This window comes from Halobacterium sp. KA-4 (assembly GCF_021028995.1).
GTDB lineage: Archaea > Halobacteriota > Halobacteria > Halobacteriales > Halobacteriaceae > Halobacterium.
The window spans coordinates 168,972-195,524 of sequence record NZ_JAJJZG010000002.1 but is presented as its reverse complement, the minus strand read 5'-3'; the positions used below and the strand labels follow the sequence as shown (position 1 = coordinate 195,524).

The 26,553-nt window shown below is 67.5% G+C and carries 29 protein-coding genes and 1 pseudogene; 10 read left to right on the top strand and 20 right to left on the bottom strand.

All coding sequences use genetic code 11. The features are described 5' to 3' along the window. Positions 1–50 precede the first annotated feature (50 nt). Genes LPA44_RS03275 through LPA44_RS03260 form a run of 4 tightly spaced genes read left to right on the top strand, consistent with a single transcriptional unit; the run spans position 51 to position 2,495 of the window. Positions 51–440, top strand: a complete 390-nt coding sequence (locus LPA44_RS03275) for an ArsR/SmtB family transcription factor (RefSeq protein ID WP_230888156.1) — start codon at positions 51–53, stop codon at positions 438–440. Continuing rightward, positions 433–1,578 (top strand): ACR3 family arsenite efflux transporter, encoded by a 1,146-nt coding sequence (arsB, locus tag LPA44_RS03270; protein WP_330166475.1) that lies wholly within the window; start codon positions 433–435, stop codon positions 1,576–1,578. The genes LPA44_RS03275 and arsB overlap by 8 nt, the downstream gene beginning before the upstream one ends. Then, positions 1,571–1,996 (top strand): arsenate-mycothiol transferase ArsC, encoded by a 426-nt coding sequence (locus tag LPA44_RS03265; RefSeq protein ID WP_230888155.1) that lies wholly within the window; start codon positions 1,571–1,573, stop codon positions 1,994–1,996. The genes arsB and LPA44_RS03265 overlap by 8 nt, the downstream gene beginning before the upstream one ends. 46 nt (positions 1,997–2,042) lie before the next feature. Then, positions 2,043–2,495, top strand: a complete 453-nt coding sequence (locus tag LPA44_RS03260; protein WP_230888154.1) for a DUF5814 domain-containing protein — start codon at positions 2,043–2,045, stop codon at positions 2,493–2,495. Here LPA44_RS03260 and LPA44_RS03255 read toward each other — a convergent pair whose 3' ends face one another. From LPA44_RS03255 to LPA44_RS03240, 4 genes are all read right to left on the bottom strand, one after another. Next, on the bottom strand, positions 2,496–2,900 hold the full coding sequence (locus LPA44_RS03255; RefSeq protein ID WP_230888153.1) for a CopG family transcriptional regulator: 405 nt from the start codon (positions 2,898–2,900) through the stop codon (positions 2,496–2,498). Between the two features lie 46 nt (positions 2,901–2,946). Then, positions 2,947–3,537, bottom strand: a complete 591-nt coding sequence (locus LPA44_RS03250; protein WP_230888152.1) for an RPA family protein — start codon at positions 3,535–3,537, stop codon at positions 2,947–2,949. A gap of 1 nt (position 3,538) precedes the next feature. Then, complete coding sequence (locus tag LPA44_RS03245; protein WP_230888151.1) at positions 3,539–4,471, bottom strand: replication factor A; 933 nt, start codon at positions 4,469–4,471, stop codon at positions 3,539–3,541. Between the two features lie 62 nt (positions 4,472–4,533). Beyond that, complete coding sequence (locus LPA44_RS03240; protein ID WP_230888150.1) at positions 4,534–5,157, bottom strand: LysE family translocator; 624 nt, start codon at positions 5,155–5,157, stop codon at positions 4,534–4,536. Positions 5,158–5,309: 152 nt separating this feature from the next. Here LPA44_RS03240 and LPA44_RS03235 point away from each other — a divergent pair, with 152 nt between their 5' ends. Then, on the top strand, positions 5,310–6,305 hold the full coding sequence (locus tag LPA44_RS03235) for a mannose-1-phosphate guanylyltransferase (RefSeq protein WP_230888302.1): 996 nt from the start codon (positions 5,310–5,312) through the stop codon (positions 6,303–6,305). Between the two features lies 1 nt (position 6,306). Here LPA44_RS03235 and LPA44_RS03230 read toward each other — a convergent pair whose 3' ends face one another. Then, complete coding sequence (locus LPA44_RS03230) at positions 6,307–6,780, bottom strand: Tfx family DNA-binding protein (RefSeq protein WP_230888149.1); 474 nt, start codon at positions 6,778–6,780, stop codon at positions 6,307–6,309. A gap of 121 nt (positions 6,781–6,901) precedes the next feature. On the opposite strand from LPA44_RS03230, the gene LPA44_RS03225 reads away from it, so the two are divergent. The 3 genes from LPA44_RS03225 (at position 6,902) to LPA44_RS03215 (ending at position 11,128) form a co-directional block, all read left to right on the top strand. Then, positions 6,902–8,968, top strand: a complete 2,067-nt coding sequence (locus LPA44_RS03225) for a hypothetical protein (RefSeq protein ID WP_230888148.1) — start codon at positions 6,902–6,904, stop codon at positions 8,966–8,968. A 90-nt stretch (positions 8,969–9,058) separates the two neighbouring features. Next, entirely contained in the window at positions 9,059–10,120 is a 1,062-nt protein-coding gene (locus LPA44_RS03220) for a hypothetical protein (RefSeq protein ID WP_230888147.1), read from the top strand. Positions 10,121–10,219: 99 nt separating this feature from the next. Continuing rightward, entirely contained in the window at positions 10,220–11,128 is a 909-nt protein-coding gene (locus LPA44_RS03215) for a hypothetical protein (RefSeq protein ID WP_230888146.1), read from the top strand. Here LPA44_RS03215 and LPA44_RS03210 read toward each other — a convergent pair. The 13 genes and pseudogenes from LPA44_RS03210 to ahaH all read right to left on the bottom strand — a co-directional run bounded on the left by LPA44_RS03210 (position 11,125) and on the right by ahaH (position 22,649). Beyond that, entirely contained in the window at positions 11,125–11,604 is a 480-nt protein-coding gene (locus LPA44_RS03210; RefSeq protein WP_230888145.1) for a TRAM domain-containing protein, read from the bottom strand. The two genes, LPA44_RS03215 and LPA44_RS03210, sit on opposite strands and share 4 nt — an antisense overlap. A gap of 105 nt (positions 11,605–11,709) precedes the next feature. After that, entirely contained in the window at positions 11,710–12,102 is a 393-nt protein-coding gene (locus LPA44_RS03205; RefSeq protein ID WP_230888144.1) for a DUF6276 family protein, read from the bottom strand. Between the two features lie 47 nt (positions 12,103–12,149). Further along, complete coding sequence (locus LPA44_RS03200; RefSeq protein WP_059057781.1) at positions 12,150–12,830, bottom strand: V-type ATP synthase subunit D; 681 nt, start codon at positions 12,828–12,830, stop codon at positions 12,150–12,152. A gap of 62 nt (positions 12,831–12,892) precedes the next feature. Further along, a pseudogene (locus tag LPA44_RS03195) lies at positions 12,893–13,920 on the bottom strand (Brp/Blh family beta-carotene 15,15'-dioxygenase). After that, a complete protein-coding gene (locus tag LPA44_RS03190) occupies positions 13,911–14,621 on the bottom strand; it encodes a lycopene cyclase domain-containing protein (RefSeq protein WP_330166474.1) in 711 nt (236 codons plus the stop codon). Before LPA44_RS03190 ends, LPA44_RS03195 begins: the two are co-directional and overlap by 10 nt. A 93-nt stretch (positions 14,622–14,714) precedes the next feature. Next, positions 14,715–16,133, bottom strand: coding sequence for an ATP synthase subunit B (locus LPA44_RS03185; RefSeq protein WP_230888143.1), 1,419 nt, complete (start codon positions 16,131–16,133; stop codon positions 14,715–14,717). Continuing rightward, on the bottom strand, positions 16,133–17,884 hold the full coding sequence (locus LPA44_RS03180; RefSeq protein WP_230888142.1) for an ATP synthase subunit A: 1,752 nt from the start codon (positions 17,882–17,884) through the stop codon (positions 16,133–16,135). The genes LPA44_RS03185 and LPA44_RS03180 overlap by 1 nt, the downstream gene beginning before the upstream one ends. Then, a complete protein-coding gene (locus tag LPA44_RS03175; RefSeq protein WP_230888141.1) occupies positions 17,881–18,222 on the bottom strand; it encodes a V-type ATP synthase subunit F in 342 nt (113 codons plus the stop codon). Before LPA44_RS03175 ends, LPA44_RS03180 begins: the two co-directional genes overlap by 4 nt. Continuing rightward, positions 18,219–19,268 carry a V-type ATP synthase subunit C gene (locus LPA44_RS03170; RefSeq protein WP_230888140.1) on the bottom strand — a complete coding sequence of 350 codons (1,050 nt, stop codon included), beginning with the start codon at positions 19,266–19,268 and terminating at the stop codon, positions 18,219–18,221. Before LPA44_RS03170 ends, LPA44_RS03175 begins: the two co-directional genes overlap by 4 nt. Further along, positions 19,265–19,852, bottom strand: coding sequence for a V-type ATP synthase subunit E (locus tag LPA44_RS03165; RefSeq protein WP_230888139.1), 588 nt, complete (start codon positions 19,850–19,852; stop codon positions 19,265–19,267). Before LPA44_RS03165 ends, LPA44_RS03170 begins: the two co-directional genes overlap by 4 nt. Before the next feature lie 22 nt (positions 19,853–19,874). Continuing rightward, complete coding sequence (locus LPA44_RS03160) at positions 19,875–20,144, bottom strand: F0F1 ATP synthase subunit C (protein WP_230888138.1); 270 nt, start codon at positions 20,142–20,144, stop codon at positions 19,875–19,877. Positions 20,145–20,149: 5 nt separating this feature from the next. Continuing rightward, on the bottom strand, positions 20,150–22,330 hold the full coding sequence (locus LPA44_RS03155; RefSeq protein ID WP_230888137.1) for a V-type ATP synthase subunit I: 2,181 nt from the start codon (positions 22,328–22,330) through the stop codon (positions 20,150–20,152). Continuing rightward, positions 22,317–22,649, bottom strand: coding sequence for an ATP synthase archaeal subunit H (ahaH, locus tag LPA44_RS03150; protein ID WP_230888136.1), 333 nt, complete (start codon positions 22,647–22,649; stop codon positions 22,317–22,319). The genes LPA44_RS03155 and ahaH overlap by 14 nt, the downstream gene beginning before the upstream one ends. Positions 22,650–22,753: 104 nt before the next feature. Here ahaH and LPA44_RS03145 point away from each other — a divergent pair, with 104 nt between their 5' ends. Then, a complete protein-coding gene (locus LPA44_RS03145; RefSeq protein ID WP_230888135.1) occupies positions 22,754–23,398 on the top strand; it encodes a methyltransferase domain-containing protein in 645 nt (214 codons plus the stop codon). 26 nt (positions 23,399–23,424) lie between these two features. Here LPA44_RS03145 and LPA44_RS03140 read toward each other — a convergent pair whose 3' ends face one another. Continuing rightward, on the bottom strand, positions 23,425–23,886 hold the full coding sequence (locus LPA44_RS03140; protein WP_230888134.1) for a type IV pilin: 462 nt from the start codon (positions 23,884–23,886) through the stop codon (positions 23,425–23,427). A gap of 51 nt (positions 23,887–23,937) precedes the next feature. Further along, on the bottom strand, positions 23,938–25,197 hold the full coding sequence (locus LPA44_RS03135) for a DUF7094 domain-containing protein (RefSeq protein WP_442903362.1): 1,260 nt from the start codon (positions 25,195–25,197) through the stop codon (positions 23,938–23,940). A 156-nt stretch (positions 25,198–25,353) separates the two neighbouring features. On the opposite strand from LPA44_RS03135, the gene LPA44_RS03130 reads away from it, so the two are divergent. Beyond that, positions 25,354–26,502 (top strand): helix-turn-helix transcriptional regulator, encoded by a 1,149-nt coding sequence (locus LPA44_RS03130; RefSeq protein WP_230888132.1) that lies wholly within the window; start codon positions 25,354–25,356, stop codon positions 26,500–26,502. Positions 26,503–26,553 lie beyond the last annotated feature (51 nt).

Below are 26,553 nucleotides of genomic sequence, written 5' to 3'. Positions count from 1 at the left end.
ACGACAGTTCACATCGGAACGACTATCTGAACGAGAATTCAGGTAGGCGTATGGCTCAGAGTGCCGACCGGCTGCGACGACTGCTCACCGACGAACTCGGCGAGTGCTGCGACGGCGACGTCGAGCGGCGGCTCGACGAACTCCACGGGCTCGCTGACGACGCGTTCGACGACGACACCCAGTCCGTGTTCGCGGTGCTCGGCAACGACACCCGCTACCGGCTCGCGCGCGTGCTCGCCGCCAGCGACGGCGAGCGTTGCGTCTGCGAGCTCGAACCGCTCGTCGACGTCTCCGACAGCGCCGTCAGCCACGCGCTCTCGGACCTCGTCGACGCCGGACTCGTCACCCGGCGGAAGGACGGCAACTGGCGGTACTACGACACCACCGCGCTCGCGGACGACCTCTTCGCCGCCGCCGACCGCGGGGAGACTGATGAGTAGCGCTCACGAGCACGGCCCGAACTGCGGCTGCGAGGCCTGCGGCGACCCGCGCTCGATGGACGTCCTCGACAAGTACCTCACTGTCTGGATTTTCGCTGCGATGGCTGCCGGCGTCGGCCTCGGCTACGCCGCGCCGTCGGTCACACAGCCCATTCAGGACCTCCACCTCGTGGAAATCGGGCTGGTGTTGATGATGTACCCGCCGCTGGCGAAAGCCGACTACTCGCAACTGCGCGCGGTGTTCAGCAACTGGCGCATCCTCAGCCTGAGCCTCGTGCAGAACTGGCTCATCGGCCCGACGCTGATGTTCGGGCTCGCCGTCGTCTTCTTCGGCGGCGTCGTCCCCGGGCTGCCCGCGCGCCCCGAGTACTTCCTCGGGCTCGTGTTCATCGGGATGGCGCGCTGCATCGCGATGGTACTCGTCTGGAACGAACTCGCGGAGGGCTCCACGGAGTACGTCACCGGGCTCGTGGCGTTCAACAGCCTCTTCCAGATTCTCACGTACGGCGTCTACGTCTGGCTGTTCGCGCTCGTGCTCCCGTCGGCGTTCGGGCTGGACGCGCTCGCCGCCGGCATCACCACCTTCGACGTCACTCCGATGCAGGTCTTCGAGGCCATCGTCGTCTTCCTCGGCGTCCCGTTCGCCGCGGGCTTCCTCACCCGGTTCGCGGGCACGCGGCTCCATAGCGAGGACTGGTACGAGAACGACTTCGTGCCGAAAATCGACCCGCTGACGCTCGTCGCGCTGCTGTTCACCGTCGTCGTGATGTTCGCCACGCAGGGGAACAACATCGTCGCCGCGCCCGGCGACGTCTTGCTCGTCGCGGTCCCCCTCACCGTCTACTTCGTCGTGATGTTCCTCGTGAGCTTCGGCATGGGGAAGGGCATCGGCGCGGACTACTCCACCACCACCGCCATCGGCTTCACCGCCGCCTCGAACAACTTCGAACTCGCCATCGCCGTCTCCGTCGCCGTCTTCGGCGTCGGCTCCGGCGTCGCGTTCGCCACCGTCGTCGGCCCGCTCATCGAAGTGCCAGTTCTCCTGGCGCTCGTGAACGTCGCGCTGTACTTCCAGCGCCGCTACGACTGGACAGACCACACCACCGGTAGCCTCGACGCCCCACTCACCGATGACTGAAACGACTATGCTCGCCTTTGTCTGCGTGCAGAACGCTGGCCGCTCTCAGATGGCGTACGCGTTCGCCGAGCGCGAGCGCGCGAACCGCGGGCTCGAATCCGAAATCGACCTCGTGACCGGCGGGACCGACCCTGCCGACCACGTGCACGAGGAAGTCGTCGCTACGATGGCCGACGCTGGCTTCGACATCGGAGACCGCTCGCCCAGAGAAGTCACCTTCGAGGAAGTCCGGGACGCCGACTACGTGATTACGATGGGCTGTTCCGCGGAGGACGTCTGTCCGGCGGGCTGGGCGGGCGAGAACCGAGACTGGGACCTCGACGACCCCGACGGCCGCTCTCCGGCCGAGGTCGCGCGGATTCGGGACGACGTCCGCGAACGGGTCGCTGACCTCTTCGACGAACTCGCCGGCGACTGACCGGACGATACGCTTTTCCACGGCTGCCGCCTACTGTCGGGTGACTGTGGCCGTTACGGACAAAATCTACGTGAAGAACCACCGCCAGATAGCGTCCCAGATAGACACGCGCTTCCCGAAGAGCGCGTTCAGCGGCGCGACCCTGGACATCCTCTTCACGGGCGACCTCTCCGACCTGGACGAAGCCACCCGCGACAAAGTGCTGGACTTCTCCGAGGACTTCCTGGACTGCGGCTGCGAGTCCAACCCCTACTGTGGCCACCCCGAGCGGAAGTTCGTCAAGTACCTCCTGGAACTGCGCGCGCAGGGACTGGACCCCGAGTCGATGGTCGACGTGATGACCCAGGACTACATGGTGTACGCCTACCCCGGTGACATCTACTCGTTCCTGGACGACGCGGTCCGCACGCTCGAAGCCGTCGAGGACCTCGCCGAGGTGGACGGCCGCCAGGAGCAGGCCGAGCGCGCGACCAGAGAGAAACGCGAACTGTCGCGGTAGCTACCCGAGCTGGTAGGGCTCTTCGTCGTCGTCGCCGTCCAACTCTTCGAGGTGGATGACTTCCTCGACGTCGCCCTCGGACTCGACCTGCTCGCGGAGGTGGTCGATGTATTTCTTGTGCTCCTCGAGCTGGTCGCGGAGGTGTTCGGCTTCGAGTTCGAGACGCTCGTGCTCGCGCACGAAGCTCTTCGGGACCTCGACTTTCGGCGGGAACTCCTCGCTCTCCACGGACTCGGGCTGGTTCTCGGGGACGACCCGGACCTGGCCGTCGTGGGCGACCAGCGAGTCGACGTAGTCCCGGAACACGGCGGACAGCGAGAGGTCGCGCTCCTCGGCGATGTCCCGGAGCGCGTCGAACGTGTCCTCGTTCACGCGGAACGAGATGGTCTTGTTCTTGTTCCCCATCTACCGCCAGATAAGGAAACGAGCCCTATAAGCGTTTGTCAGACAGTCACGCGTCGGCGGGTACGTCGCCCTCGGTATCGAAGTCCTCCAAGGCTTCGAGGAGCGCGCGGCGGTACGGGGAGACGTCCTCGCCGTACTCGGCGCGGGCGCGCTCGGCGTACTCGTTGCCTTCGTCGTCGAACGCGTCGAGGCGTTCGAGCGTGCGCTCGGCGGTCTCGACGACCCAGCGGTCCCGGGTCGCCTCGTCGACGGCCGTGATGGACTCCGGCCGCAGGGAGACGTTCACGGACCCGTCGTCGGTCTCGAAGGTCCGCGGCTTCCCGACCACGGCGACGTACTGCGGCGTGTCGGCGTCGCGGAGCGCGGACGCCGCTTCCGGCTGGTACTGGCCCGCGTACACGAAGAACGTCCCGGTTGGGTCGACGACGCGGCCCCGCCAGTACTCCGAATCTTCGCCGATGTCCTCGGTCTCGGTGAGCGTGCCGACGACGAACACGCGGTTCGCGCGCTCCCCGGTCGGCAACAGCGCGTACAGCGGCGCGCGCTCGTCGTCGGACTCCTTGAACGTGAATTCGGCGTCGTTGAATTCGGCGGCGAAGGCGCGGCGTGCAACCTCGCGAGTGGGTGCGTTACTCATGTTATATCGACCTCGCTTCGATGAGGACGGCTTCCGGGTCCGCGGGCTCGCCCAGCTGTTCGGTGTCGTTGGCGAGCACGTACCGGCCGAACGTCGGGCCGGTCACGCGGTAGTAGCGCCCGAGCACCGTCTCGCGCATCTCGTCGGCGACGACGGTGGTGTCGAGGGCGTCCTTTGCCATCTGTTTGGCTTCTTCGAGGCCGATGCCGGTCAGCGCCTCGGTCGCTTCCTCGTCGAAGATGACTTCGTGGACGTCGCGGCCGTCGTCGAGCACGCCCTTGATGCGGAGGTCGAACTCGCCCTCCACTTCGCCGTGCTCGTTGCAGCGGCCGTTCTGGAGGACGCGCGTGCAGTCCTCCTCGGGGCAGCGCTTGATGAGCCCGCTCCCGGACTGGATGTCCACCAGCGCGCCCTCGACCTCGTCCTCGTTGTCGCCGACGTCGAACTCCTCGTCGACCTCCTGGATGGAGGTCGTGCGGTTGAGCTTCACGGAGTACCGGCCCTGGTACTCGTCGGTGACGACGTTGCCGAGGCGGTAGGTCTGGCCCTCCTGGAGGTCCTGGAGGTCGGATTTGGCCCACTTGGTGAATTTGATGGTGCCCGTCGGGTCGCCGAGCAGGCCGACCTGCCCGACGGAGTCCGAGCGGGGCTCCCAGAGTTCGACGACCTTCGCAGTGAGGTCGACCCACTGCTCGGGCTCGTCCACGTCCTCGATTTCGACGGTCTCGTTGCCGCCCCCGCCCGCGAGGTCGTCGCGGTCGAGGCCGGCCTCGTCGAGGTAGTGGTTCTCGACGGAGCGCCGTGCCTCGTCGAGCGGGACTTTGTACTCGGAAACCAGTTTCTCTAGCCGTGCTTCTACGTCGTCGACGGTGGCGTCGACGTGCTCGGAGAGCTCGTCGTGTATCTCCGTAGCGGTGTCTGAAAGGTCGCTCATGGTCGTATTCGTCTCCGCGTGTTTTCGGTGGGAGACGTATCGGGGTTGGTGCGCTACCGTATTTAAATTGTCGTAACCGCGGTGAAAGTGGAGGTCGGGACCGCCTCGACGAGCACCCCAACACCGAGGACGAGGAGTGCGACGCCGGATACCACGCGGAGCAGTACGGCGCGCTCCTCGAACAGGCTGCGCGCTCGGCCGGCCGTCGCGCCGACCGCACCGAGATACGCTGCCGTGAGCACCGCGTACGTCCCACCCAGCACGGGGACGTTCGTCGCCGCGTCGCCGTCTACGAAGTGCGGGAGGAACGCGAGGAAGAACACCGCGACTTTCGGGTTGAGGACGATCGTCGTCACGCCCGCGACGAACGGCCGCGAGACGTCACTCCCGCTGCCGAGGCTGCCGCCGCCGGCGAGCGTCCGGACGCCGAGCCAGCAGAGGTACGCGCCGCCACAGAGCTTCAGCGCCGCGAACGCCACCGGCGACGCGGCGAGCAGCGCGGCCACACCGACGGTCACGAGTCCGGTGTGGACGAGTACGCCCGCGCTGACGCCGAGCGCGGCGAGCGCACCCGCTCGCTGACCGCCGGTCGCGCCCGCCGAGAGCACCAGCACGGTGTCGGGCCCGGGGGCGAGCACGAGCGCACCCGCAGCGAGCACGAACGCCGCGAATCCCGCGTCGAACACGACCGCTCCGACGCGGCCGCGCCCGGTAAGCCTCGCGGTCGCCGCAATCCCGCGCGAACAGGCCTATAACGCGAGCCGTGCAAGCCCGACTCGATGCACTGCTCGCCCACGGTCTGCGACGAGATGCCGCACGCGAACCCCGGTGGTTCCGCGTGGTGACCACGGCCGCCGTCCTGCTCGCTGGCGGCACCGGCACGCGGCTCTACCCCGCGAGCCGCAGCCACCGCCCGAAGCAGTTCCTCGCGCTTGGGGACGACGACCGCAGTCTCCTCCGCCGGACCGCCGACCGCGCCGACTTCGTCGACGAACTGTTCGTCGTCACGCGCGACTCGTACGCCGACCGCGTGCGCGACATCGTCCCCGAAGCGACCGTGCTCGTCGAACCAGCCGGCCGCGACACCGGCCCGGCGCTCGCGTACGCCGCAAGCGAAGTCCGCGAGCGCCACCCCGACGCCGTACTGCTCTGCCTGCCCAGCGACCACGTCGTCGGCGACGGCTTCCGAGCGACGGCCGAGACTGCCGTCGACGTGGCCGCCCGCACCGACGCGCTCGTCACGCTCGGCATCGAGCCGGACCGCCCCGCTACCGGCTACGGCTACATTCAACCCGGAACCGACCACGGCGACCACTACGCGGTCGACCAGTTCCGCGAAAAGCCCGACGAGGAAACGGCCGAGGAACTCCTCGACGCGGGCTGCTACTGGAACGCGGGGATGTTCGTGTGGACGCCCGACGCGTTCCTCGACGTCGCCCGCGACGGCCCGCTCGAGTCGGTCGTTGACGCGCTCGAAACCGGGGGCGACGTCGCTGGTGCGTTCGACGAGATCGATTCAGTGAGCGTCGACTACGCGGTCTTGGAGCGCGCCGACGACGTGCGCGTCGTTCCGGCGGACTTCGAGTGGGACGACGTCGGAGCGTGGGACGCGCTACTCCGCCTCGCCGACGAGAAGAACGCGACGCTGGGCGACACACTCGCCATCGACGCCTCGGGGAACGTCCTCGCGAGCGACGACAAACACGTCTCCGTTGTTGGAGTGCGCGACCTCGTCGTCGCGGCGTTCGACGACCGCGTGCTCGTCGTGCCGACCGACGACGCCCAGCGCGTCCGCGAGGTCGTCGCCGAACTCCGCGCGGACGACCAGTTCTGAGCTACTCGCCGTCGCCCTCTCGGACCTGAATGTCGCCGTCGCTGGTCACCGACACCAGAAGCGGCGCGTGCACGCCACGGCCTCGGACGGCGGACCCGGCGGCGTCGCTGACGCGCTTCATCACTTCCGGCGCGGACAGCGAGACCTTCACGTTCGCCTCGTCGCAGGCCGCGTACACCATGTCCGGCACATCGTAGAGGTCCGTGCCGGCGTCGATTTCCACGCGCACCGGCGCCTGCAGCGCCTCCGCGAACGCCACCGTCTCCCGGGACTTCGCGACGTTCTCGCGCGCGCTCGCCTCCACCTTCGAGATGTTCGCGCGGGACGTCCCGAGCTGGTCGGCGATGGCGGCCTGGGCGGCGCCGCGCTCGCGCAGCGCCAGCACCTCCGCCTGCCGCCGCGTCAGCACGCTCTCGTCGGCGTCGAAGCCGGCGCTGGCCAGCACCTCGTCGGCGTCCGGAACCCCCTCGTCCATGTGTAAGCGGACGCCGCCGGAACGCAAAAACCCCGTGGACGGCGCCCCAGAATCCTTTTACGCGAACGCGGCCTTCCCCCACCATGAACGAGTGGCCTGCTCCTGGGTGGGGTCGCAGGCTGTGACGGTCCGCGTCGACGCACTCGACGACGGCCCGGGAATCCGCATTCGCGACACCTCGGAGGGTGAAGCGGTAGCGCTGCGTACCGACCGGGAGCCGAACCCCGAGCCCGCGAGTACGGACGGGTTCACGATGCCGGTCGACACGGCGGTCGAAATCGACGCGAACGAACTCCACGCGCCCGGGTTCGAGGACGTCGTTTTCTGGCGGGACGGTGAGGTCGTCCACCATGCGACGCGCGACGACGCCCCACAACTGTCACGTGGAACGTACGAAGTCGACTTCTCGCCGCCCGCGGCGAAACTCTACGTGCGCGTCGAGGGTACCGAGCCGGCTGCGGAGTTCGTCGACGACCACGTCTACTTGGACTTCGGCGACCCGAGTCGCGTCGTCGTGGGCGTTCGCTCGCATCACGAGCGGCCGGTGGGGACGGTGACGACGACGGACGACCCACGTGATTTGATGGCGGCGGTGTCGACGTTCGGGTCGGCGTTGAAGACGTATTCGCCGGACCGGTCGTGGCCGACACTGCGAGGGCACCCGCCGGCGATTCGACGCGGTGACGAGCTCGACGTTCCCGAGGAAGTAGCGCCGCCAGATACGGGCGTTCGCGTCGAGGTGCCGCCGGAGTACGGCGCCATCTACACGGTGGCGCCGCTGGCGTACTACCTCGGCGCGACTGTCGAATCGGGGAATCGGCCGCGGGTGGTCGCGGACGGGCAGAGCGTAGACTTAGACGTGGACGACTTGGCGGAGAGCGTGCGGACGTTCCTGAAGCACGTATTCACGCTGGACTGCGTCGTCCGAGTAGCGGGCGTCTACCCGTTCCGAACGACTGCCGTCGACGAGCTGGAGGAACGGGTGGAGTTAGACTACGAGGCGCTGTTCGAGTTGCCGCTGGCCGAACGGACGGCCGAATACTTCGATATTCCACGGTCGGCAACCGAGGGAATTCTGGGGTGGCACTACACGGCAGACGTAGCAGCAAACCCGGCGTACGCGCCCGCGCTGCCGTACGTCGTAGACCGGCTGGCGCTCGTACGGAGTCCGCCCCAACAGTCCGGACAGTTCGACCTCACGCCCTCCCCGAACGCGCTCCAGGAGGGCGACGGTGTGCTCGCTCGTTCGGCCACGGACACCACGTTGACGCAGCTCTCGGGTGTCGTTCCGTCGGACACGGAGACGCCCGGTCGCTCGTGGGTCGCGGGCGACTTTTCGCCGAGCGCGGCGAATCCGACGGTGGGGTCGTTCCGGCGTGGGTTCGACTGGCCGCAGGGCGACGACCCGCTGGACGTGCACGTGGTGTACAACGACGCACGGTTGGACGCCAGCGACGAAACCGCGTACGATACTCACCAGACGGCGGAGACGAACGTCCGCGTGTCGTACTCGCTGACGACGGGGGAACTCCGGGAAGCGCTGTACGAGGAGACTGACTTCCTGCACTTCGTGGGCCACGTCACCGACAACGGAATGGTATGTCCGGACGGGACCTTGGATACCCGAACACTGGCGCGGACGGGCGTGAAGGCGTTCTTCTTGAACGGGTGCCGGTCCTACGAGCAGGGGCGCGCGCTGCTAACCGCGGGGAGCGTCGGGGGTATCGTCACGGTCGACGACGTGGCCGACGACGTGGCGGGGCGGGTCGGGCACGACATCTCGTTGCTGTTGGACAGCGGATTCCCGTTGTACGCGGTGCTGGACGTGCTCGACCGAACGGGAATGCCTGCAGAGCGTTACTCGATTCTCGGGAGTGGGACGCTCGCCTTCCGTCGCGACCCAGGTGGAACCCCGGTGATGTACGACTTCGACACTGACGAGCTTGACGCCGATTCCGACACTGCCTCGGTGACTGTCCAACAGTATCCCTACGACGAGAACGGGATGGGCTCGTTCGTCGTTCCTTCGTACACCGCTGTCGATGGAGTCATCGCCGACGGTCGTACTCGTCGCAACCCGACCCCGTACTCGGAACTCGAACGGCTGCTCGACACCTCTCCGATACCCATCATACTCGACGGCGAACTCCGGTACACCTCGAACCTGACGATGGCGGACTTCGAGTGAAAGCCGGTCGCGCGGGCCGAATGTTTTTAATCGAAACATCCTATTTACGGCTATGCACTGGCAGGCGGCCGCCAGCGGGGGCCGCGAAGCGTGACGATCCACGTCGACGTACTCGACGACGAGCACGGGCTCCGCGTCCGGGACACCGTCGAGGGCGAGCAGTTCCCGCTGTACACGGACCGGGCCGTCGACCCGACGCCGGCGTCGACTGACGGCTTCACGATGCCCGTCGACGCGACGGTCGCCGTCGAAGCGCGCGAACTCCGAATGCCGACGTTCGTCGACGTGATTTTCTGGCGCGACGGTGAGGCCGTCCACCGCCCCGAGTCCGAGGAGTCCGCCGAGCGACTGCCGCGAGGCACCTACGAGGTCGACTTCTCGCCGCCCGACGCGAAGCTCTACGTGCGCGTCGAGGACGCCGCACCGACCACTCGCTTCGACGACGGTCGGTCGGTTCTCGAGACGGAGGCCGCGACGCGGATGGTGCTCGGGATTCGGTCGCACCACGAGACGCCGGCGGGGACGGTGACGACGACGGACGACCCACGAGATTTGATGGCTGCGGTGTCGACGTTCGGGTCGGCGCTGAAGACGGAGTCACCGGATCGGTCGTGGCCGACGCTACGGGGCCATCCGCCGGCCATCGAGCGAGGAGATACGCTGAATATCCCGCCGGAGGTCGCGCCCCCGGAGACGGGAGTGCGCATCGAGGTACCGCCGGCGTACGGGGCCATCTACACGGTGGCGCCGCTGGCGTACTACCTCGGTGCCACCGTCGAACCGGGGAACCGCCCGCGACTGGTCGCCGCCGGCCGCAGCCGCGACCTCTGTGTCGACGCCCTCGCCGAGAGCGTGCGGTCGATACTGGAGCACGTGTTCACGCTGGACTGCGCGGTGCGGACAGCTGGCGTCTACCCGTTCCGGACGACAGTCGTCACGGCGTTGGAGGAGCGCGTGGAGTTGGATTACCAGCGGCTGTTCGAGCTGCCGCTGGCCGAGCGCACGGCCGAGTACCTCGAGATTCCGCGCTCGGCGACGGAAGGATTGCTCGACTGGCACTACACGGCGGACGTCGAAGCGGACTCGGCGTACGCACCGGTGCTCCCCTATTTGCTCGACGACCTGGCGCTGGTGCGGAGTCCGCCGCGGTAGGCCTCGGAGGTCGACCTGACGCCGTCCCCGAACGCGCTCCAGTCCACGGACGGCGCGCTCGCACGGTCCGCGAGCACGGCAGCGCCGACGCCGCGCTCGGTGGTCGTGCCGGAGGACGCCGAGACGCCCGGCCACTCGTGGGTCGCACCCGGGCACGCGGTCCGCGCGTCGAACCCGACGGTGGGGTCGTTCCGACGGGACCTCTCGGCGTCGGCTGACGACGGCGCGCTCGACGTCCACGTCGTGTTCAACGACGCCCGACTCCAGCAGGGCGACGTCTCCCTGTTCGACTCGCACCCGTACCGGGAGACAGACGTGCGGGTGTCCCACGACCTGTCGACGGCGGAGCTACGCGAGGCGCTGTACGAGGACGTGGACTACTTCCACTTCGTGGGCCACGTCACGGACTCGGGGATGATGTGCCCGGACGGGGCGCTCGACACCCGAACGCTGGCGCGAACGGGCGTGAAGGCGTTCTTCCTGAACGGCTGTCGCTCCTACGAGCAGGGCCGCGCGCTGTTGACTGCCGGCGCTGCCGGCGGCTTCGTCACGGTAGACGACGTGGCCGACGACGATGCGCGGTCAGTCGGCGAAATGGCGGCGACTCTCCTCGGCGTTGGGTTCCCGCTGTACGGAATTCTCGACGCGCTCGAACTCGCCGGCACGCCGGCCGACCGGTACACGATTCTCGGCGACGGGCAGAGCAACGTTCGACAGAGCCACTCCAACGTCTCCATTCTCCACGAATTCGACACCGACGCCGTCCGGGCAGCATCCGGGGCGTGGCCAGTGTCCCTCCATCACTACCCACACAGGAAGAGCGGCATCGGCGGGATGTCGGCGTACTCGCACACGGACACGTCCTCGGCCGTCTACGACGCGTCGGTCCGGGAGACGACGCTCCCGCAGTCGGCACTAGACGAGTTCTTCGCAGACTCGGGTATCCCGGTGCTCGTCGACGGGACTGTCCGCCTCACCGACGACCTCTCGGTCGAGCAGTTCCGCTAGTTGCCCCAGAAGTTCTCGCGGCTGCCGAGCCGCTCGCTCTCGGCTTCTTCCGCTTGCTCGTCTTCGTCTTCCTCGCTCTCGACGTCCTCGCCGTCTTCCTCGCCTGCTTCACCTTCTTCGCCCTCCTCGCCTTCGGGCTCGTCGGGGAGCTTCTCGACGAGGTCGGCGCGGGCGTAGTTCGACTTCACCTTCGTAATCTCGGCTTTCACGCGGGCCGGCGGCAGCACGCCGTCGACCATCACGATGAAGCCGCTCTCCTCCTGCCGGCCGACGCCGGCGCCGCTCTCGTGCATGTCGTCGACTTCCAGCACGACCTCCTCGCCGGGCACTACGGGCGCGGTCTTCAGGTCGTTGATGGGCTGGTTGTAGTGGTTGCACCACTCCATCCCGCCGCGGTCGCCGTAGTGTTGACACCCCATCCCTTCGATTTGCTCCTGGAAACTGGGGCATTCGTCGGCGAGTGGACAGTCTGCCATACAGGGAGTTACTGGCCGGCCGGCTAAACCCTTGCGGCACGCCGTCGCTGTCCCGGAGCGGCGTCAGCGCACCCGCGCGCTCGCCGGCAACGGCCGGCCGCGCCCCTAGATGAGTTGTTCGAGTTGGCGGCGTCGCCGGGCGAGGTCGAGGTGGGGGTCGAGGCCGTCGTCCGCGGCGAGCCGGTCGAGAACGAGCAACACGTCGACGCCCCGCCGTTCGGCCTCGGTGGCGACCTGCTCGGCGTCGCTGCGGTGGACGACCAGCCGGTCGAGCAGCGCGAGCAGACACGCGAAGACCGCGCCGGTCTCGCCGTCCGCGGGGAACGCGTCGCTGACCCGCGTGAAGTCCGGATACTCGTCGGGAGCCTCATCGGCCGGCGATACGTGTAGGCAGTTCGTGCACAGCGTCGCCGCGGGCCGCTCGTCGGGGAGGTAGTCGCTGACGGCGTCGGGCACGGGAAAGAAGACTTCGTCGCCGCCGCAGTTCGGACAGCTCATACCCGGAGAACGGAGGGGTCGTACTTAGCCGGCGTGGACGAGACCGGTCAGTCCGCCAGCGCTTCCTCGGCGGCCTGCGCGGCTTCCTCCTCCTCTTCCTCGTCTTCCTCTTTCTTCGCTTTGACCTTCTTCATGCGGAAGATCTCCTCGCGCTCCTGCTCCTCGAGCTTCTGCTCGATGTACTCCTGGCCCTCGTACAGTTCAGGGAGGAGCTTGAACTCCAGGGCGTTCACGCGGCGTTTGGTGGTCTCGATTTCCGTGAGCATCTTCTTCATCGCGGTCTCGACTTCCGCCGCGAGCACGATGGACTCCAGGAGTTCCTCGTAGGCTTCCGCGGCTTCGTCGATGCGCGCGCTCGTGCCGAGGATGCCGTAGCCACGTTCGTCGAGGCTCTTGCGGACCTTCGAGGACTCGATTTGCGGGACGACGACGCCCATGATGTTCCGGGACTCGACCGTAATCTCGGGGTGTTCTTCGAGGGCCGCCGCCGCGCCGCGGACCGACATGTCGCCCTCCATCGCGCGCGCCATGTTGATCTTCTTCTGGGCGGTCTCGTAGTTGGCTTCGAGGTCCTCGCGGACGTCCTGTGCCTGGTCGAGGATGTCCATGAACTCCATGATGAGGCCGTCGCGCTTCTGCTCGAGCGTGTCGTGGCCCCGCTCGGAGAGTTCGATGCGGTCCTCGATCTCCATGAGGTTCTTCCGGGTCGGTTTGATGTCCTGGGCCATCTGTTCTCTTGGCGGCAACTTCTGGACGGAGGGAGGTAAACGTTTCCTGTCGCTGCCGCCAACTACAGCAGTCCTGCCGCGCGGTCCATCCACGTGACGGCGGCGACGTGGGGGAGCGTCAACACCGCGACGAACGCGAGGTACAGTCCGGTCGCGCCTGCGAGTGTCGTCGGCGGGTTCGGGACGGCGACCCAGAAGCCGGCGAGCAGCGCGAGCGCGGCAACTGTCAGGGGCGTCGCCTCGCGCGCGAATCGCTCGAGGGGCTTCCGGAGGTCGCCGGCCGCGAGCGCGTGCCGCGAGGTGCCGTCGACGGCGACCGCGCGGGCGACGTGGCGGACGCGTGCCACAGACAGAAGTACACCCCCACAGCGAACACAGGTGGAACGACAAGGAAGAACGCCCACAGGCCGACGGTTTCGGCGGCGTCGACGCGCCACGCGGTCGGCGGCGACTCGGCGGTCGCGAGCCGGTTCGCGGCCAGCGTCCCGACGGTTACGACTGCGAACGCGACGCCGAGCACGAGCCGGGCGTCCGGTGTGAACAGCCACAAGTCGCCGACGTTGCCGCCGAACGGCGCGGCGAACGCCGCCACTACCTCGCGGTACGTCTCCGGGTGGCCCAGCAGCGGCACGAGCATCGGCAGGCCGCCGCGGACGACGCCGGTCGCCACGCGTCGCGCGCGCGAATCGAGATAATCCGCGTCCAGCAGCACGGCCAGCGAGTAGACGTCGCCCTGCCCCCAGTGGAGCCACGTCAGCGCGACGAACGCCAGCGCCGCCGCGACCGGCCACGCGAACCACGCCACCACGTACGCGCCGCCGAGTACGAGGTAGAGGCAGCCGACGACGGCGAGCCAGCGCCCGGTCACTCGACCTGCGACCGCGCGCGGGAGCGCGACGTAGTCGATGGCGCCGTGCGGGAGGCCGAACAGCACGACGCTCGCGACCAGCGGCGCGTACCGAAGCGTCGTCGGCAACTCGACGCCGGCGCGCGTTGGAAGCGCTGCGACGGCGACCCCAATCCAGCCGGCAGCGAGCGCTGGACGCGCGAGCGTGCGGCGGACGTCCTCGTCGAGGCTGTTCACGCCCATCGCGCGACCACCCAGTCGTAGAGGAGCAGTCCTTGCACGACGAAGAGGTTCGTCACGAGGAAGAACGCGCCCTCCTCGACCGGGAGGCCTGCGACGGCGACGCCGGTCGTGTACTCCGCGGATATCGTCCAGATACCGTCCGCGAGCGCAATGCGGTCCACGGTGGCGAAGTACAGCGTCGGCACGCCGACGCCCACTGCGACTGTGCGCGGGCGTTCCCAGAGGTACTGCCAGCCGACGGCCCACTGGAGCGCGAGCACGGGTCCGGCCCACGCGAGAATCGCGCCGAGATAGAACGTGCTCGCCGTCCCGAGGAACGCGGCGCCCGCGGCGGTGACGACAAGGCCGGCGAGCGCGCCGACTGCAGCGTCACGCTTCGAGGGACCGAATCCGGCGTCCGGCGGGCCAGCAACGAACTGCACCCACAGTCCCGCGACGACGGTCTGCATCGCCACGAACGCGTACTCTTCGATTGGCGCGAGCCACAGCGTCCCCAGAACCGTGTCCGCGCCATACGTCCAGACGCCGCGGCGAATCAGGTAGTTGTCCCACGGCGTCGTGTACGCCAGCGCGAGCACGACCAGCACGCCGACGCCGGCCAACGACCACCAGTCCTCGCGGTGGTTACGGAAGCGGAGCGCGGCGAGCGCGAGCAGCGGCGGCGCGACGAACGCGGCGAGGAACTGGAGGTACGTCGCCATCAGGTCGCCCTCGGTTCGTCCGTGCGCACGCGTGGCTGGTCGACGGTGGTCGTCTGCAAAAGATACGTGGACGGCACGCCGCGGGCGCGGCGGTTAGTCGGCGGCCGCGGCCTCTTCGGCCTCGGCCTCGTCCTCGACGTAGTACTGCTCGATGAGCTCCTCGTCGACGCGGTTGAGCTCCTCCTTCGGGAAGAGGCTGAGCAGCTCCCAGCCGAGGTCCAGCGTCTCCTCGACGCTGCGGTTCGTGTCGAAGCCCTGGTCGACGAACTCCGCCTCGAAGCGGTCCGCGAAGTCCAGGTAGAGGTTGTCGCGGTCGCTGAGCGCCTCGCGACCGACGATGTTCACGAGGTCACGGAGGTCCTCACCTTCCGCGTACGCCGCGTACAGCTGGTCGGAGACGTCGCCGTGGTCCTCGCGCGTGAGGCCCTCGCCGATACCGTCGTCCATCAGCCGGCTGAGGCTCGGGAGGACGTTCACGGGCGGCGTCACGCCCTGACTGTTCAGGTCGCGGTCCATCATAATCTGGCCCTCGGTGATGTACCCCGTGAGGTCCGGAATCGGGTGGGTGTCGTCGTCGCCGGGCATCGTGAGGATGGGAATCTGGGTGACCGACCCCTCCCGGCCCTCGATGCGGCCGGCGCGCTCGTACAGCTGCGCGAGGTCCGTGTACATGTACCCGGGGTAGCCACGGCGGCCGGGGACTTCCTCGCGGGCCGCACCGATTTCGCGGAGCGCCTCGCAGTAGTTGGTCATGTCCGTCAGGATGACGAGGACGTGGTAGTCCTTCTCGAAGGCGAGGTACTCCGCCGTGGTGAGCGCCATCCGCGGCGTGACCGTCCGCTCGACGGCGGGGTCGTCCGCGAGGTTCATGAAGACGACGCTGCGTTCGAGCGCGCCGGTGCGCTCGAAGTCCTCCATGAATTCGTTGGCTTCCTCGGCGGTGATACCCATCGCGCCGAAGACGACGGCGAATTCGCTGCCGCCCTCTTCGCTGGCCTCTTCCTCGGGGACGGAGGCCTGTCGCGCAATCTGGAGCGCGAGGTCGCTGTGGGGCAGCCCCGACGCCGAGAAGATGGGGAGTTTCTGCCCGCGCACGAGCGTGTTCATGCCGTCGATGGCAGAGACGCCCGTCTGGATGAACTCCTCGGGGTACTCGCGCGCGTGGGGGTTGATTGCTTCGCCGACGATGTCGCGGCGTTCCTCGGGCACGATGTCCGGGCCGCCGTCGATGGGTTGGCCGGAGCCGTCGAGCACGCGACCGAGGAGGTCCTCGGTCACGGGCATCTTCAGGGTCTCGCCGAGGAACCGCACCGAAGCGTCCTGCCCGATGCCCTCGGTGCCCTCGAAGACCTGAATCGCGACGAACTCGTCGCTGGATTCGAGCACCTGACCGCGCTTGACTTCGCCGTCAGGCGTCTCGATTTCCACCATCTCGTCGTAGGCCACCGGCTCGTCGATGTCGACGTACACCAGCGGGCCGCTGACTTCCGAGATTGTCTTGTACTCTTTCATTAGTAGAGGTCCCGTAGTTGCGCTGTGAGGTCGTCTTTCAGCTCCTCGATGTACTCGTCCCAGTCCTCCTGGACGCCCATACGGTTGAGGCGGGGCGCCGCGTCGACGTTCTGAATCTCGTCGACGGGGACGCCGGCTTCGAGTGCGTCGAAGGCCGCGTCGTTGAACGTCTTGATGGCCGTGAGCATCTTGTACGTCTTCGCCGGCTCACAGTTGGTGTCGACGTCGTGGAGCGCGTTCTGCTGGAGCCACGCCTCGCGGAGGTACCGCGCCACTTCGAGGGTGAGCTGCTGGTCGTCCGGCAGCGCGTCCTTGCCGACGAGCTGGACGATCTCCTGCAGTTCGGTCTCCTCGTCGAGGACGTCGACGGCCCACTGCCGGACCTCCGGGAAGTCCTCGGAGACGTTCTCTCGCCACCAGTCGTCGAGCTGGTCCTTGTACAGCGAGTACGACTCGTTCCAGTTGATAGCGGGGAAGTGCCGGCGTTCGGCGAGGTCTGCGTCCAGCGCCCAGAACGTCTTCACGATGCGCAGCGTGTTCTGGGTGACCGGCTCGGAGAAGTCGCCGCCCGGCGGACTGACCGCGCCGACCACGGACACCGACCCCTCGTCGTCGTTGAGGGTGGTGTAGAGGCCCGCGCGCTCGTAGAACTGTGCGAGGCGAGCGGCGAGGTACGCGGGGTACCCCTCCTCGCCCGGCATCTCCTCGAGGCGCGAGGAGATTTCGCGCATGGCCTCGGCCCACCGCGAGGTGGAGTCGGCCATCAGCGCCACGTCGTAGCCCATGTCGCGGTAGTACTCCGCGATGGTGATGCCCGTGTAGATGCAGGACTCGCGGGCCGCCACCGGCATGTTCGACGTGTTCGCGATGAGACACGTCCGTGCCATCAGCGGGTTCCCGGTCTGAGGGTCTTCCAGTTCAGGGAAGTCCTCGATGACTTCCGTCATCTCGTTGCCGCGCTCCCCGCAACCGATGTAGACGACGATGTCCGCGTCGGACCACTTGGCGAGCTGCTGCTGGGTGACCGTCTTCCCGGAGCCGAACGGCCCCGGAATCGCGGCCGTCCCACCCTTCGCGAGCGGGAACAGGCCGTCCTGAATCCGCTGGCCCGTGACGAGCGGCGTCCGCGGCGTGTGCTTGTCCTTGGACGGACGCGCACGCCGAACCGGCCACTCCTGGCGCATCGCGATTTCCTCGCCGCTGTCGAGCACGGCGACGGGTTCGTCGACCGTGTACTCGCCGGCGTTCACTTCGGTGACCTCGCCGCCGTCGCTGCGCGGCGGCACGAGCACCTTGTGCTCGATGCTAACCGTCTCGTCGACGGTGCCGAGGACGTCACCGGCCTCGACGTGGTCGCCCTCCTCAACGACGGGCTCGAACGACCACTCCTTCTCCAGGTCGATACCGGGCGCGTCGACACCGCGGTCGAGGAACGCGCCCATCTCGCCCTGCAGGACGTCCAGCGGGCGCTGGACGCCGTCGTAGATGGAGTCCAGCATACCGGGGCCCAGGTCGACGGTGAGGGGTTCGCCCGTGTTGTCCACGGGGCCACCCGGGCTGATGCCCGAGGTCTCCTCGTAGACCTGGATGGTTGTTACTTCGCCTTCGATTTCGATGACCTCGCCCATCAGGCCTTCGTCGCCCACGTAGACGACGTCGTTCATCTGGGCGTCGAGGTCCGTGGCGGTCACGACCGGACCACTCACGCTCTCGATTACGCCGGAGTCAGTGATTTCTTCTGCTTGACTCATTCGTTGGATTCGTCTTCTTCGGCCATCAGGTCGATCCCGATGGCTCGCTTGATCTGGTCGCGCAGTCCGCTCCCGCCGGCGGCACCGCCGCCGATGGTCACGAACGTCGGCTCTACGCTCGTCTCGACTTCCTCGCGGACCTGCCGCGAGAGCGCGTCGAGGTCGTCGTCGTGCATCACCGCGATGCCGACGTCCTCGTCTGCCAGCACCGACTCGACTGCGTCGTCGAGCGCTTCGTCTTTCTCGTCCTGCGGGACGTTCTCGAATTTCCGGACGCCCGCGAGCCGGAACCCGGTAGTGAAGTCCGGGCTGCCGACGACTGCGATTTCCTGGCTCATAGGATGACCAGCTCCTCTTCGATTTCCGCCTCGCTCAGGCCGGCTTCGCGGCCGCGAGCGATGGCACGGATGTTGTCCACTTCGCGTTCCTTCGCGAGGACGTACGCCAGCACCGGACAGACCGACAGCGGGTAGACGTACGAGAGGTGGTCGGAGTACTCCAGCAGCGCCCGGTCGAGGGCGTGCTCGAAGCCGATGAGGCTCTCCGCGTCCTCCAGCTCGTCCAGCGCCTTCGAGAGCTCGTCGCCGTACTTTCTCTCACGGATGCGCGTGACCAGCGTCGAACGGTCCGCGACGAGCTGGCCGACCTCCTTCCGGTCGAACAGCGCGCCGCCGTCGATGAAGTACTCCGCGGGGTCGACGTCGGCACCCGACCGCGCCAGCCGTAGCGCGTTCCGGACGTTCCGGAAGTCGATTTCGGCTTCGAGGAACTCCCGGTAGAGCTGCGCGGCCTCGCCGCGCGCGGACTCGTCGGGCACGAGGTTCTCGTAGTACGCGCGGTCGACCGCGTTCTCCAGCGGGACCAGCGTCCCGGACTCCTCGTAGGCCTCGAACGCGCTGTCGAGGTACGTCTCGAACCGCGTGCCGTCGAGTAGCTCGACGACGGACTCGATGGACTCGGCGGCGACCAGGCGGTCGAGGAACGCGTCCTCGAACTCGCCGGCGTCGATGAGGTCCGAGCGGACCTCCTCGTCGGTCGCGCCCGAGTAGAGCCCGCGAAGCACGGTCTTGACGTTCCACGCGTCGAATTTGCGGAGGTAGCGGACGACCTGCTCGTAGAGCCGGCCCTCGCTGTACCGCAGCAAGTCCTGGAAGTCCTCGGCGAGCGTCTCGTTGAGCGCGTGCTCGACGAGGTCGACGCCGCTGAACCGCGAGCCCAGCGCGTTGACCGCGTCCTCGTACTGGGTCTCCTCCATGAACCGGGCGATTTCGCCCGTGCCCATGCGGAGCAGTTTCCGGTACTCGTCGTCGCTGAACAGGCTGGCTCGGCGGTGGCGGACGCGGGCGACCACGTACTCGTAGTTTGCCGACCCGTACACGCTCATTGCTCCTCGTCGAAGAGGCGTGCGCTGATTTCCTTCAGGTTGTTCTCCCAGACGTCGTCGATGACCGAGTCGAACGTGTTGTTCACCCGGACCCGAGACGTCTCGCTCTCGACAACGACGCCGCCGAGACAGTCGTGCTCGCCGGCGTACTCGTAACCGTCGTAGTCGTCGAGGATGTCCGAGATGAGGTCCTCGTCGTCCGCGCGGCCGTAGACGCTGACGTCGGCGTCGGCGTCGAATTCGTCGGCCGCAGCGTCGAGGAGGGCGCGAGTGAGTTCCTCGCGGTCGTCGCCGTCGATGGCGGCGATTTCCTCCTCGGCGGTTTCGCGGACGTCCTCGAGGGCGTCGCGGCGCGCTTCGAGGCGCATCTGCTTGGCCTCGAGTTTCGCGCTGGAGAGGCGCTGCTCGCGCTCCCGCTCGATTTCGCGCTCGGCGTCGGCTTCGGCCTCGGAGAGAACCTCCTCGGCGTCGGCTTCGGCGTCCGCGACAATCTCCTCGGCGCGCGATTCGGCATCGTTCCGAATCTCCTTCGCGCGCTCGCGGGCCTCGTCTCGAATGTCCTCAACTACTGTTTCCAAGCTCATAGATGAGAGGGGGGACGGTGGTTTAGAATGCGGACGGCACGACGAAGACGACGACCAGCGCGAGGATGACCAGCGTCTCCGGGAGGACCGTCAGAATGAGGCCCGTACCGAAGAGGTCCTGGTCTTCCGCGATGGCGCCGACGGCGGCGCTACCGATGCCGCGCTCCGCGTACCCTGCGGCGAGGGCGGCGAGACCGACGGCGAGTGCGGCGGCGGACTTCGGGGTGATTGCGGGGCTGCTGCCTGTCGTTTGCTGTGCGACCGTGACGAATTCTGGAATTGTGTCGAACATTTTACTTAGTCCTCAGTGGTGTAGTTTCGCTGGTAGCCGAACGGGTGGTACTTCTCGCCACCGCCCTCATAAAACTTGTTAAAGAACTCCACGTATTCGAGGCGTAGCGTCTGTAAGCCGGCCGATGTGACGCCGAGCGCCAGCACGAGGAGGTGCCCGAGTACGAGCACGACGATGCCGGCCAGCACCCCTGCGGTGCCCATGTGAACCAGGCCGGGGAACAGCACCTCGCCCCCGTGGGTGTCGGTGCTGAACAGCATGAAGTGCGTCTCGTGCTCGATGACCGCCGAGAACAGGCCGAACATGTACTCGACCGTCTCGGGTTCTTCGAGGTGGAGTTCGTAGGCGCCGAACACGAGCAGATTGACGACGTACGCCATGCCCGCCTTCGCGAGCAGGACCGCCGCAATCCGCGTGTAGGAGACCGTGTTGACGAGCGCGTACGTCGGGCTCTCGAGGAACCCGGCAGCGCCCTCGCCGATTGTCACGAGTACGAGGCCGACGAGCGCGAGCGCGAGCCCCACGATGCCCACGATGGGCGGGAGCTCGAGCGCGCGGTAGAGCAGTTCGGGGCGCGGACCGCCGCCGGACTGCATGTGCGTGCTGAACAGCCACGCGCCGACCCCTGCCATCAGCAGGAGCGGACCGCCGCTCTCCGTGACGGCGGCCTTGACGCCGTGCGAGCGCGTCTCGTTGACGAGCCCGAACAGGTAGCCGATGGCGAGATGCGCGATGCCGAACAGGAGGCTCGCCGCGAGCCACAGTTCGGCGAACGCGCCGACGTGCAGCCCCTTCTTCAGCGGGGCGTCCGCGAGGTGGAACACGCCGTGCCACAGGTACTCCGTGACGAGGTGGAGACCGAATATTTCGCCGTACAACACGCCGAACAGGGCCGTGAATCCGCCGGCCCACATGGCGACGCCACCGAGCTTCGAAATCATCTCGCTGTCGAAACCGCGGTACAGCCAGAAGCCGAGCGCGGCGTACAGGATGCCGTACCCGAGGTCACCGATCATGAACCCGTAGAACGCCGGGAACGTCAGGAACAGCACGACCGTCGGGTCGAGTTCCGTGTACTTCGGTCGGTTGATGACCTCCGTCAGCGCCTCGAACGGGCGCGTCGGCGCGGGGTTGTCCTGGATGACCGGCGGGCTGTCGTCGGCGTCGAATTCGGCGGCCGTCCCACCGTCGGTCGCGGCCTCCTCCACGTCGTGCCCCTCTTCGACGGGGCCGTGGTGGCCGTGACCGGACGGCTCGTAGTCCGCCTGTTCGAGTTCCTCGACGGCAGCGTGCTCGCCGACGGCGTCCTGGATGCCCTCGACGAACGTCGCGTACTCGTCGCTGGGAATCCAGCCCTCGGCGACGAACGCGCGCTCGGTGGTCGCGAACTGCAGCGGGACTTCGGCCTTCTGGACGTCGATGGAGAGTTTCTCCTCGGCGGCCAGCAGGAAGCCCGCGTGCTCCACGCGGAGGTCGTCGAGTTCGCTCTCCACGCTGTCGAGCTTCGACTCGATAGTCTCGCGCTCGTGACGGAGGTCCTCGACGTACGCCTCGGGGCTGCCCTCGGCGTCCGGGACCTCCAGTCGCGCGAACTCCACGCCGACGAGCGCGTCGTCGAGCGCGTCGGGGTCGTCGCTGCGCGGGTACGCGAACACCGCGAGCGTGTCGTCCCCCTCGAAGACCTCGAACGCCTCGATGGGTTCCGCGGTCCGGAGTTCGTCGCGGACGTCGTCGGCGTTCCCCTCACCGACTGCGACCTGCAGGCTGTCGTAGCCGCTGAGCAGGTCGAGGTCGATGCCGAGGTCCGCGAACGGTTCGACGGCGTCGATTCGCTCTTCGACGTCGCGGAGTTCGTCCTCGAGCTCGCTGTACCGGTCGTCGAGCTCGTTGACTTCGACGCGAATCTCCTCGAGTTCCGTCTCGAGGGCTTCCTCGGTGACGATGCGGGTCGGGCCGGCGTCGGCCTCGTCGATGTCGAGAGTCGACTCCAGCGACCGCACCGTGACGAGCTTCTCGGAGGCGTCGTCGGCACCCTCCATCGGGTTGCCGTTGTCGAACCCCTCGATTTCGCCGTCGTAGTCCGAGAGGTGGACGAGATTCAGGTCGTGAATCGTCTCGATGACGTCGTCGATGACGCGCTTCGAGCCCGTCACCGACACCTTGCTCATGCGCTCAGGTCTGAGCATGTACCGCCTCCTCGAACTGTTCGACGGCGTACGCGACTGCGTCCTCCTCGTTCTCGTCCGCGAGGGCTTCGAGCTGCTCGCGCTCGGCTTCGCCCTCTTCGAGGATGCGGTCGCGCTCCGCCTCGATGTCTTCGCGTGCCTCTTCGAGTTTTTGTTCTTTCAGCTCGCGAGCCTCCTCCTCCGCTTCGTCGCGGATTTCATCGGCCCGCTGCCGGGCTTCGGACAACCGTTCCTCGCGGTCCTCCTCCGCCTCGGCCACGATGTCGTCGGCGTCCGATTCAGCCGATTTGATATCTTCGAGAACCTCTGGCCTTGGCATACACTCTTACCGGGCGGAAGTTTGGCCACGGCCTATATGGTAGTTGCGAAGTTCGCGGGCGCTAACGCAAGCTATTATGCGTCCTCGGGCGCAATTCCGGAGTAATGGGAGTCCTCGAAGACAAGGCGCGCGCCCGCACCTTCTACAAGTACCTCTCGAAGGTGTACGACCGCGTCAACCCGTTCGTGTGGAACGAGGAGATGCGCGACGAGGCGCTCGAACTGCTCGACCTCGACGCCGACGACCGCGTACTCGACGTCGGCTGTGGCACCGGCTTCGGCACGGAGGGACTCCTCCAGTACACTGACGACGTCTACGGCCTCGACCAGAGCCGACACCAGCTCGCCAAGGCGCGGGAGAAGCTCGGCAAGCACGACCCCGTGGCGTTCCACTACGGTGACGCCGAGCGCCTGCCGTTCAAGGACGACACGTTCGACGCCGTGTGGTCGTCGGGCTCCATCGAGTACTGGCCCAACCCCGTGGAGGGGCTGCGCGAGATTCGGCGTGTGCTGAAGCCTGGCGAGTGGACGGTCGTCGTCGGCCCCGACTACCCGAATTCGACGGTGTTCCAGAAGGTCGCCGACGCCATCATGCTGTTCTACGACGAGGCCGAGGCCGACCGGATGTTCGCGGAAGCCGGCTTCGTCGACGTCGAACACCACGTGATGCAGGCGAAACCTGGGAGTCCGCGGGCCATCGTCACGCTCGCGCGAGCGCCTGTCGACGAGAGCGACGACGCCTCGGCCTGACTAACACCGACGCCTCTACCTGACGACTACGACGCCTTCTCGACGGTCGTCTCGCCGACAGCGACGACCTGTCCGCTGACGAGCACGCGCACGGTGAGCGTCGCACCTACCCGCAACTCGGGACTGTTCGTCCCTGCGACCTGTAGCGACGCCGTTTCACCCACCGTCCACGACGAGTCGGCGGCGACGTTGAACGGGCCGGTCGGCCCGCCGCGGAATCCGCGCGCCGCGAAGTAGGGCACGGGCGACTGATGAGCCAGCGGCTCGCCGTCGACCGCGACGCGAACGGTCGCACTCTGGACGTCAAGCGGTTCCCCGGAGAGCAGCGTGACCGTGACGCGGCCGTCGCTGGTCGCGTCGGCGTCTACCGCGCGTTGTGGCGGCGGGTCTCCGGGGAGCGCGGGAACGGCGGTCGCGACGGCTGCCGCGGCGACGACGGTGACCGCGAGCAGGAGCACGACCGCGACGGGCGCGTAGCCGCGAGCCACGCGCTCCAGTGGTCGCGCTCTCCTACAAGAACGCTCGGACGATTCGGAACGTCAAGGCGACGGTCGTGCGGTCACGTTGACTTCCAGCGTCGTCCCGTCGTGCACTGTCGTGACGTTGTACTCGCCGGCCGGACTCAACAGCCAGAGCCGGCCGTCGGCGCCGGTGTGACCGGCGACCGTCCCGTTCAGTGAGACCGTCGTGTCGAGGGGTTCGCTGGCTTCGTTCTCCATCCGAACGAGCAGCGGCCCGCCAGCGTACGTTCGGGACGTGGTCAGTGTCGCGTTGTTCTCGGTGTCGTTCCGTTCGGCGTCGGCGGGGAGCTGTGCGAGCGTCTGCTGGTGGTGTTCCGCGTAGACGCGCTCGGTCGTCGTGTCGATGTACGCCGTGATTTGGCCGTGGCCGTAGTTCGTCCGGTAGTAGAAGGCGTACCCGCCGTGTGTCTCGGTGATGCACGGCGACGTCGACTGGTTCGCCGGCCACGGATACTGCGCCTGGATAATCGCCGACGCCTCGGAGAAGTCGCCGCCGAGACTGTCATCGGCGTTGTCCGGGCGGACGGTCTCGCGGACGTACTGGCTGTCGTCGATGGTCGACAGCATGACGCCGTTGCCGGCGGTCACGTGGACCCGAATCTGGTCGCGGTCGCCGTGGACAACCTTGGCGACGAGCTCCCGGACCGGCCCCTCGACGGTCGCCAGTTGTGCGCGGAGTTGGTACACTCGCGTGCCGGTTTCGGAGAAGCTGTTCCCGATGGCGTAGGTGTACAGCGTTCCCGGGCTAGACGTACTCCAGAGCATTGAGGAGAGGCTGCTGGCTTCCGCGTGAACCGCGCCGAGCGTGCGGACGTACGCTACGGCGGTCATCTCGCCGTCCCGGTACGCGTCGTTGGCGGCGGTCGCACGAGCACAGAGTTTCGCGACGCGTTCGGCGGCCTCGTCGGTGGCGTTCTGGAGGATTTCGCGGCGAGCGGACCGGTTGTCCGTCGCCACGAGGCGCTGTTCGACCTCGCCGAATTGGAGGTCGATGGCGAGGTCAGCGTGACCGGTTTCGAGCGTGCTCGTCACGGACGCGTTCGGTTCGTCGTAGGCCGCTGCGTCGGCCTCCGTGAGGAGGAGCACGTGCGAGGAGCGCTCGGACGTACCGACGATGGGGTTGTCGCTGGGTTCGGCGGGTGTAGCGACGTCCCGCTGGCGGCGAGCGTGGCCGTCGTCGCGACGACGAGGAGGACGGCGGCGAGGGCGGGGCGGACGCGGGACATGAGAACGCGTTCGGCCGCACCCGACAAAACGATGAGGAGACGACGAAGGCAGCGGAGTCTCGGTCGGAGCGCCGCCGGTTCACGCGCCGGAACGTCTTGTTAGACCGCTGTAACGACTGTGGCTGCGGAATTCGGCCGCGTCGCCGGCGAGGTGGCAGATTCCACGGGATAGAAAATACTTTGCACGAGCGGGGTGGACGGAATTGGTATGCGGCAGGCCGCCCTCCTCGTCGCCGTCGTCTGTCTCCTCGCCGTGCCCGTGGCCGGTGCAGTCGGAGCGCCCGCTCCGCAGTCGGCCGCCCTCCAAGAAGATACCGAGCCGGCAGCGTCGGGCGTCGACATCACCGTCCAGATTCAGTCCGACGGTGCGGCGCGCTGGAACGTCTCTGCGAAGTACCCCCTCGAGGACGCCAACGCCACCGCGGCGTTCGAGCGGCTCCGCGAGCGATTCGAAGCCGGCGAGACGGACAGCGAGTTCTCCGTGGACGTGTTCCGCGCGGTCGCCCCGTCGGTCAGCGAAAGCGTCGGCCGGGAGATGGAAATCCGGGACGCCAGCCGGTCCTCGCACATCGTGCGGGAAGGGAACAACTCCACGGGCGTGCTCACCATCGAATTCACGTGGACGAACTTCTCGCGCGTCGAGGAGGAGCGACTGGTCGTCGACGCGTTCTCCACGGGGTGGTTCGGCGACCTCGCGGCGAACCAGACGTTGACGATTCGGCCGCCCGACGGCTACGACACTGACCAGGTCGAGCCTGGGCCCGACAGCATCGCGAACGGTGCGTACCGATGGAACGGGCCACAGACGTTCGGCTCCGACGAACCGACGGTCGTGTTCACCGAAGCCAACTCCGTGGTCGGCGTCTCGATGGCCGCGCTCGTCGTCGTCGGTCTCTTCGCGCTCGTCGCGGGCGGCGCGTCCGTGTGGGCGTACTACCGTGGCGAGCCGGCGCTCTCGTGGCTGCGCCGCGTTCGCGATAGCATCCAGAGCAGCGAGTCCGGCGGCGAGGCTGCGTCCGGCGAGCCGTCCGTGGAATCCGAAGCGGGGACCGAACCGACGGAATCGGTTGGAGGTGCCGCGGCGACGACGGCGGGCGAAGCCGCCGAGTCCGAACCCGAGGACGTCGACCCCGAGCTGTTGAGCGACGAGGAGCGCGTCGAGCGACTACTACACGAGCACGGCGGCCGGATGAAACAGTCCGAAATCGTCGAGGAGACGCGGTGGTCGACGGCGAAAGTCTCCCAGTTACTCTCTTCGATGGCCGAGGAGGGCCGCGTCGAGAAGCTCCGCATCGGCCGCGAGAATCTCATCTCGCTGCCCGGAGAGGGCGTCAACGACGACCTCGGCGAGGAGTAACGTCCCGCCGGAACGCCGGAGAAACTGTTCGTGCGCTCCTCGCGGTTCCGA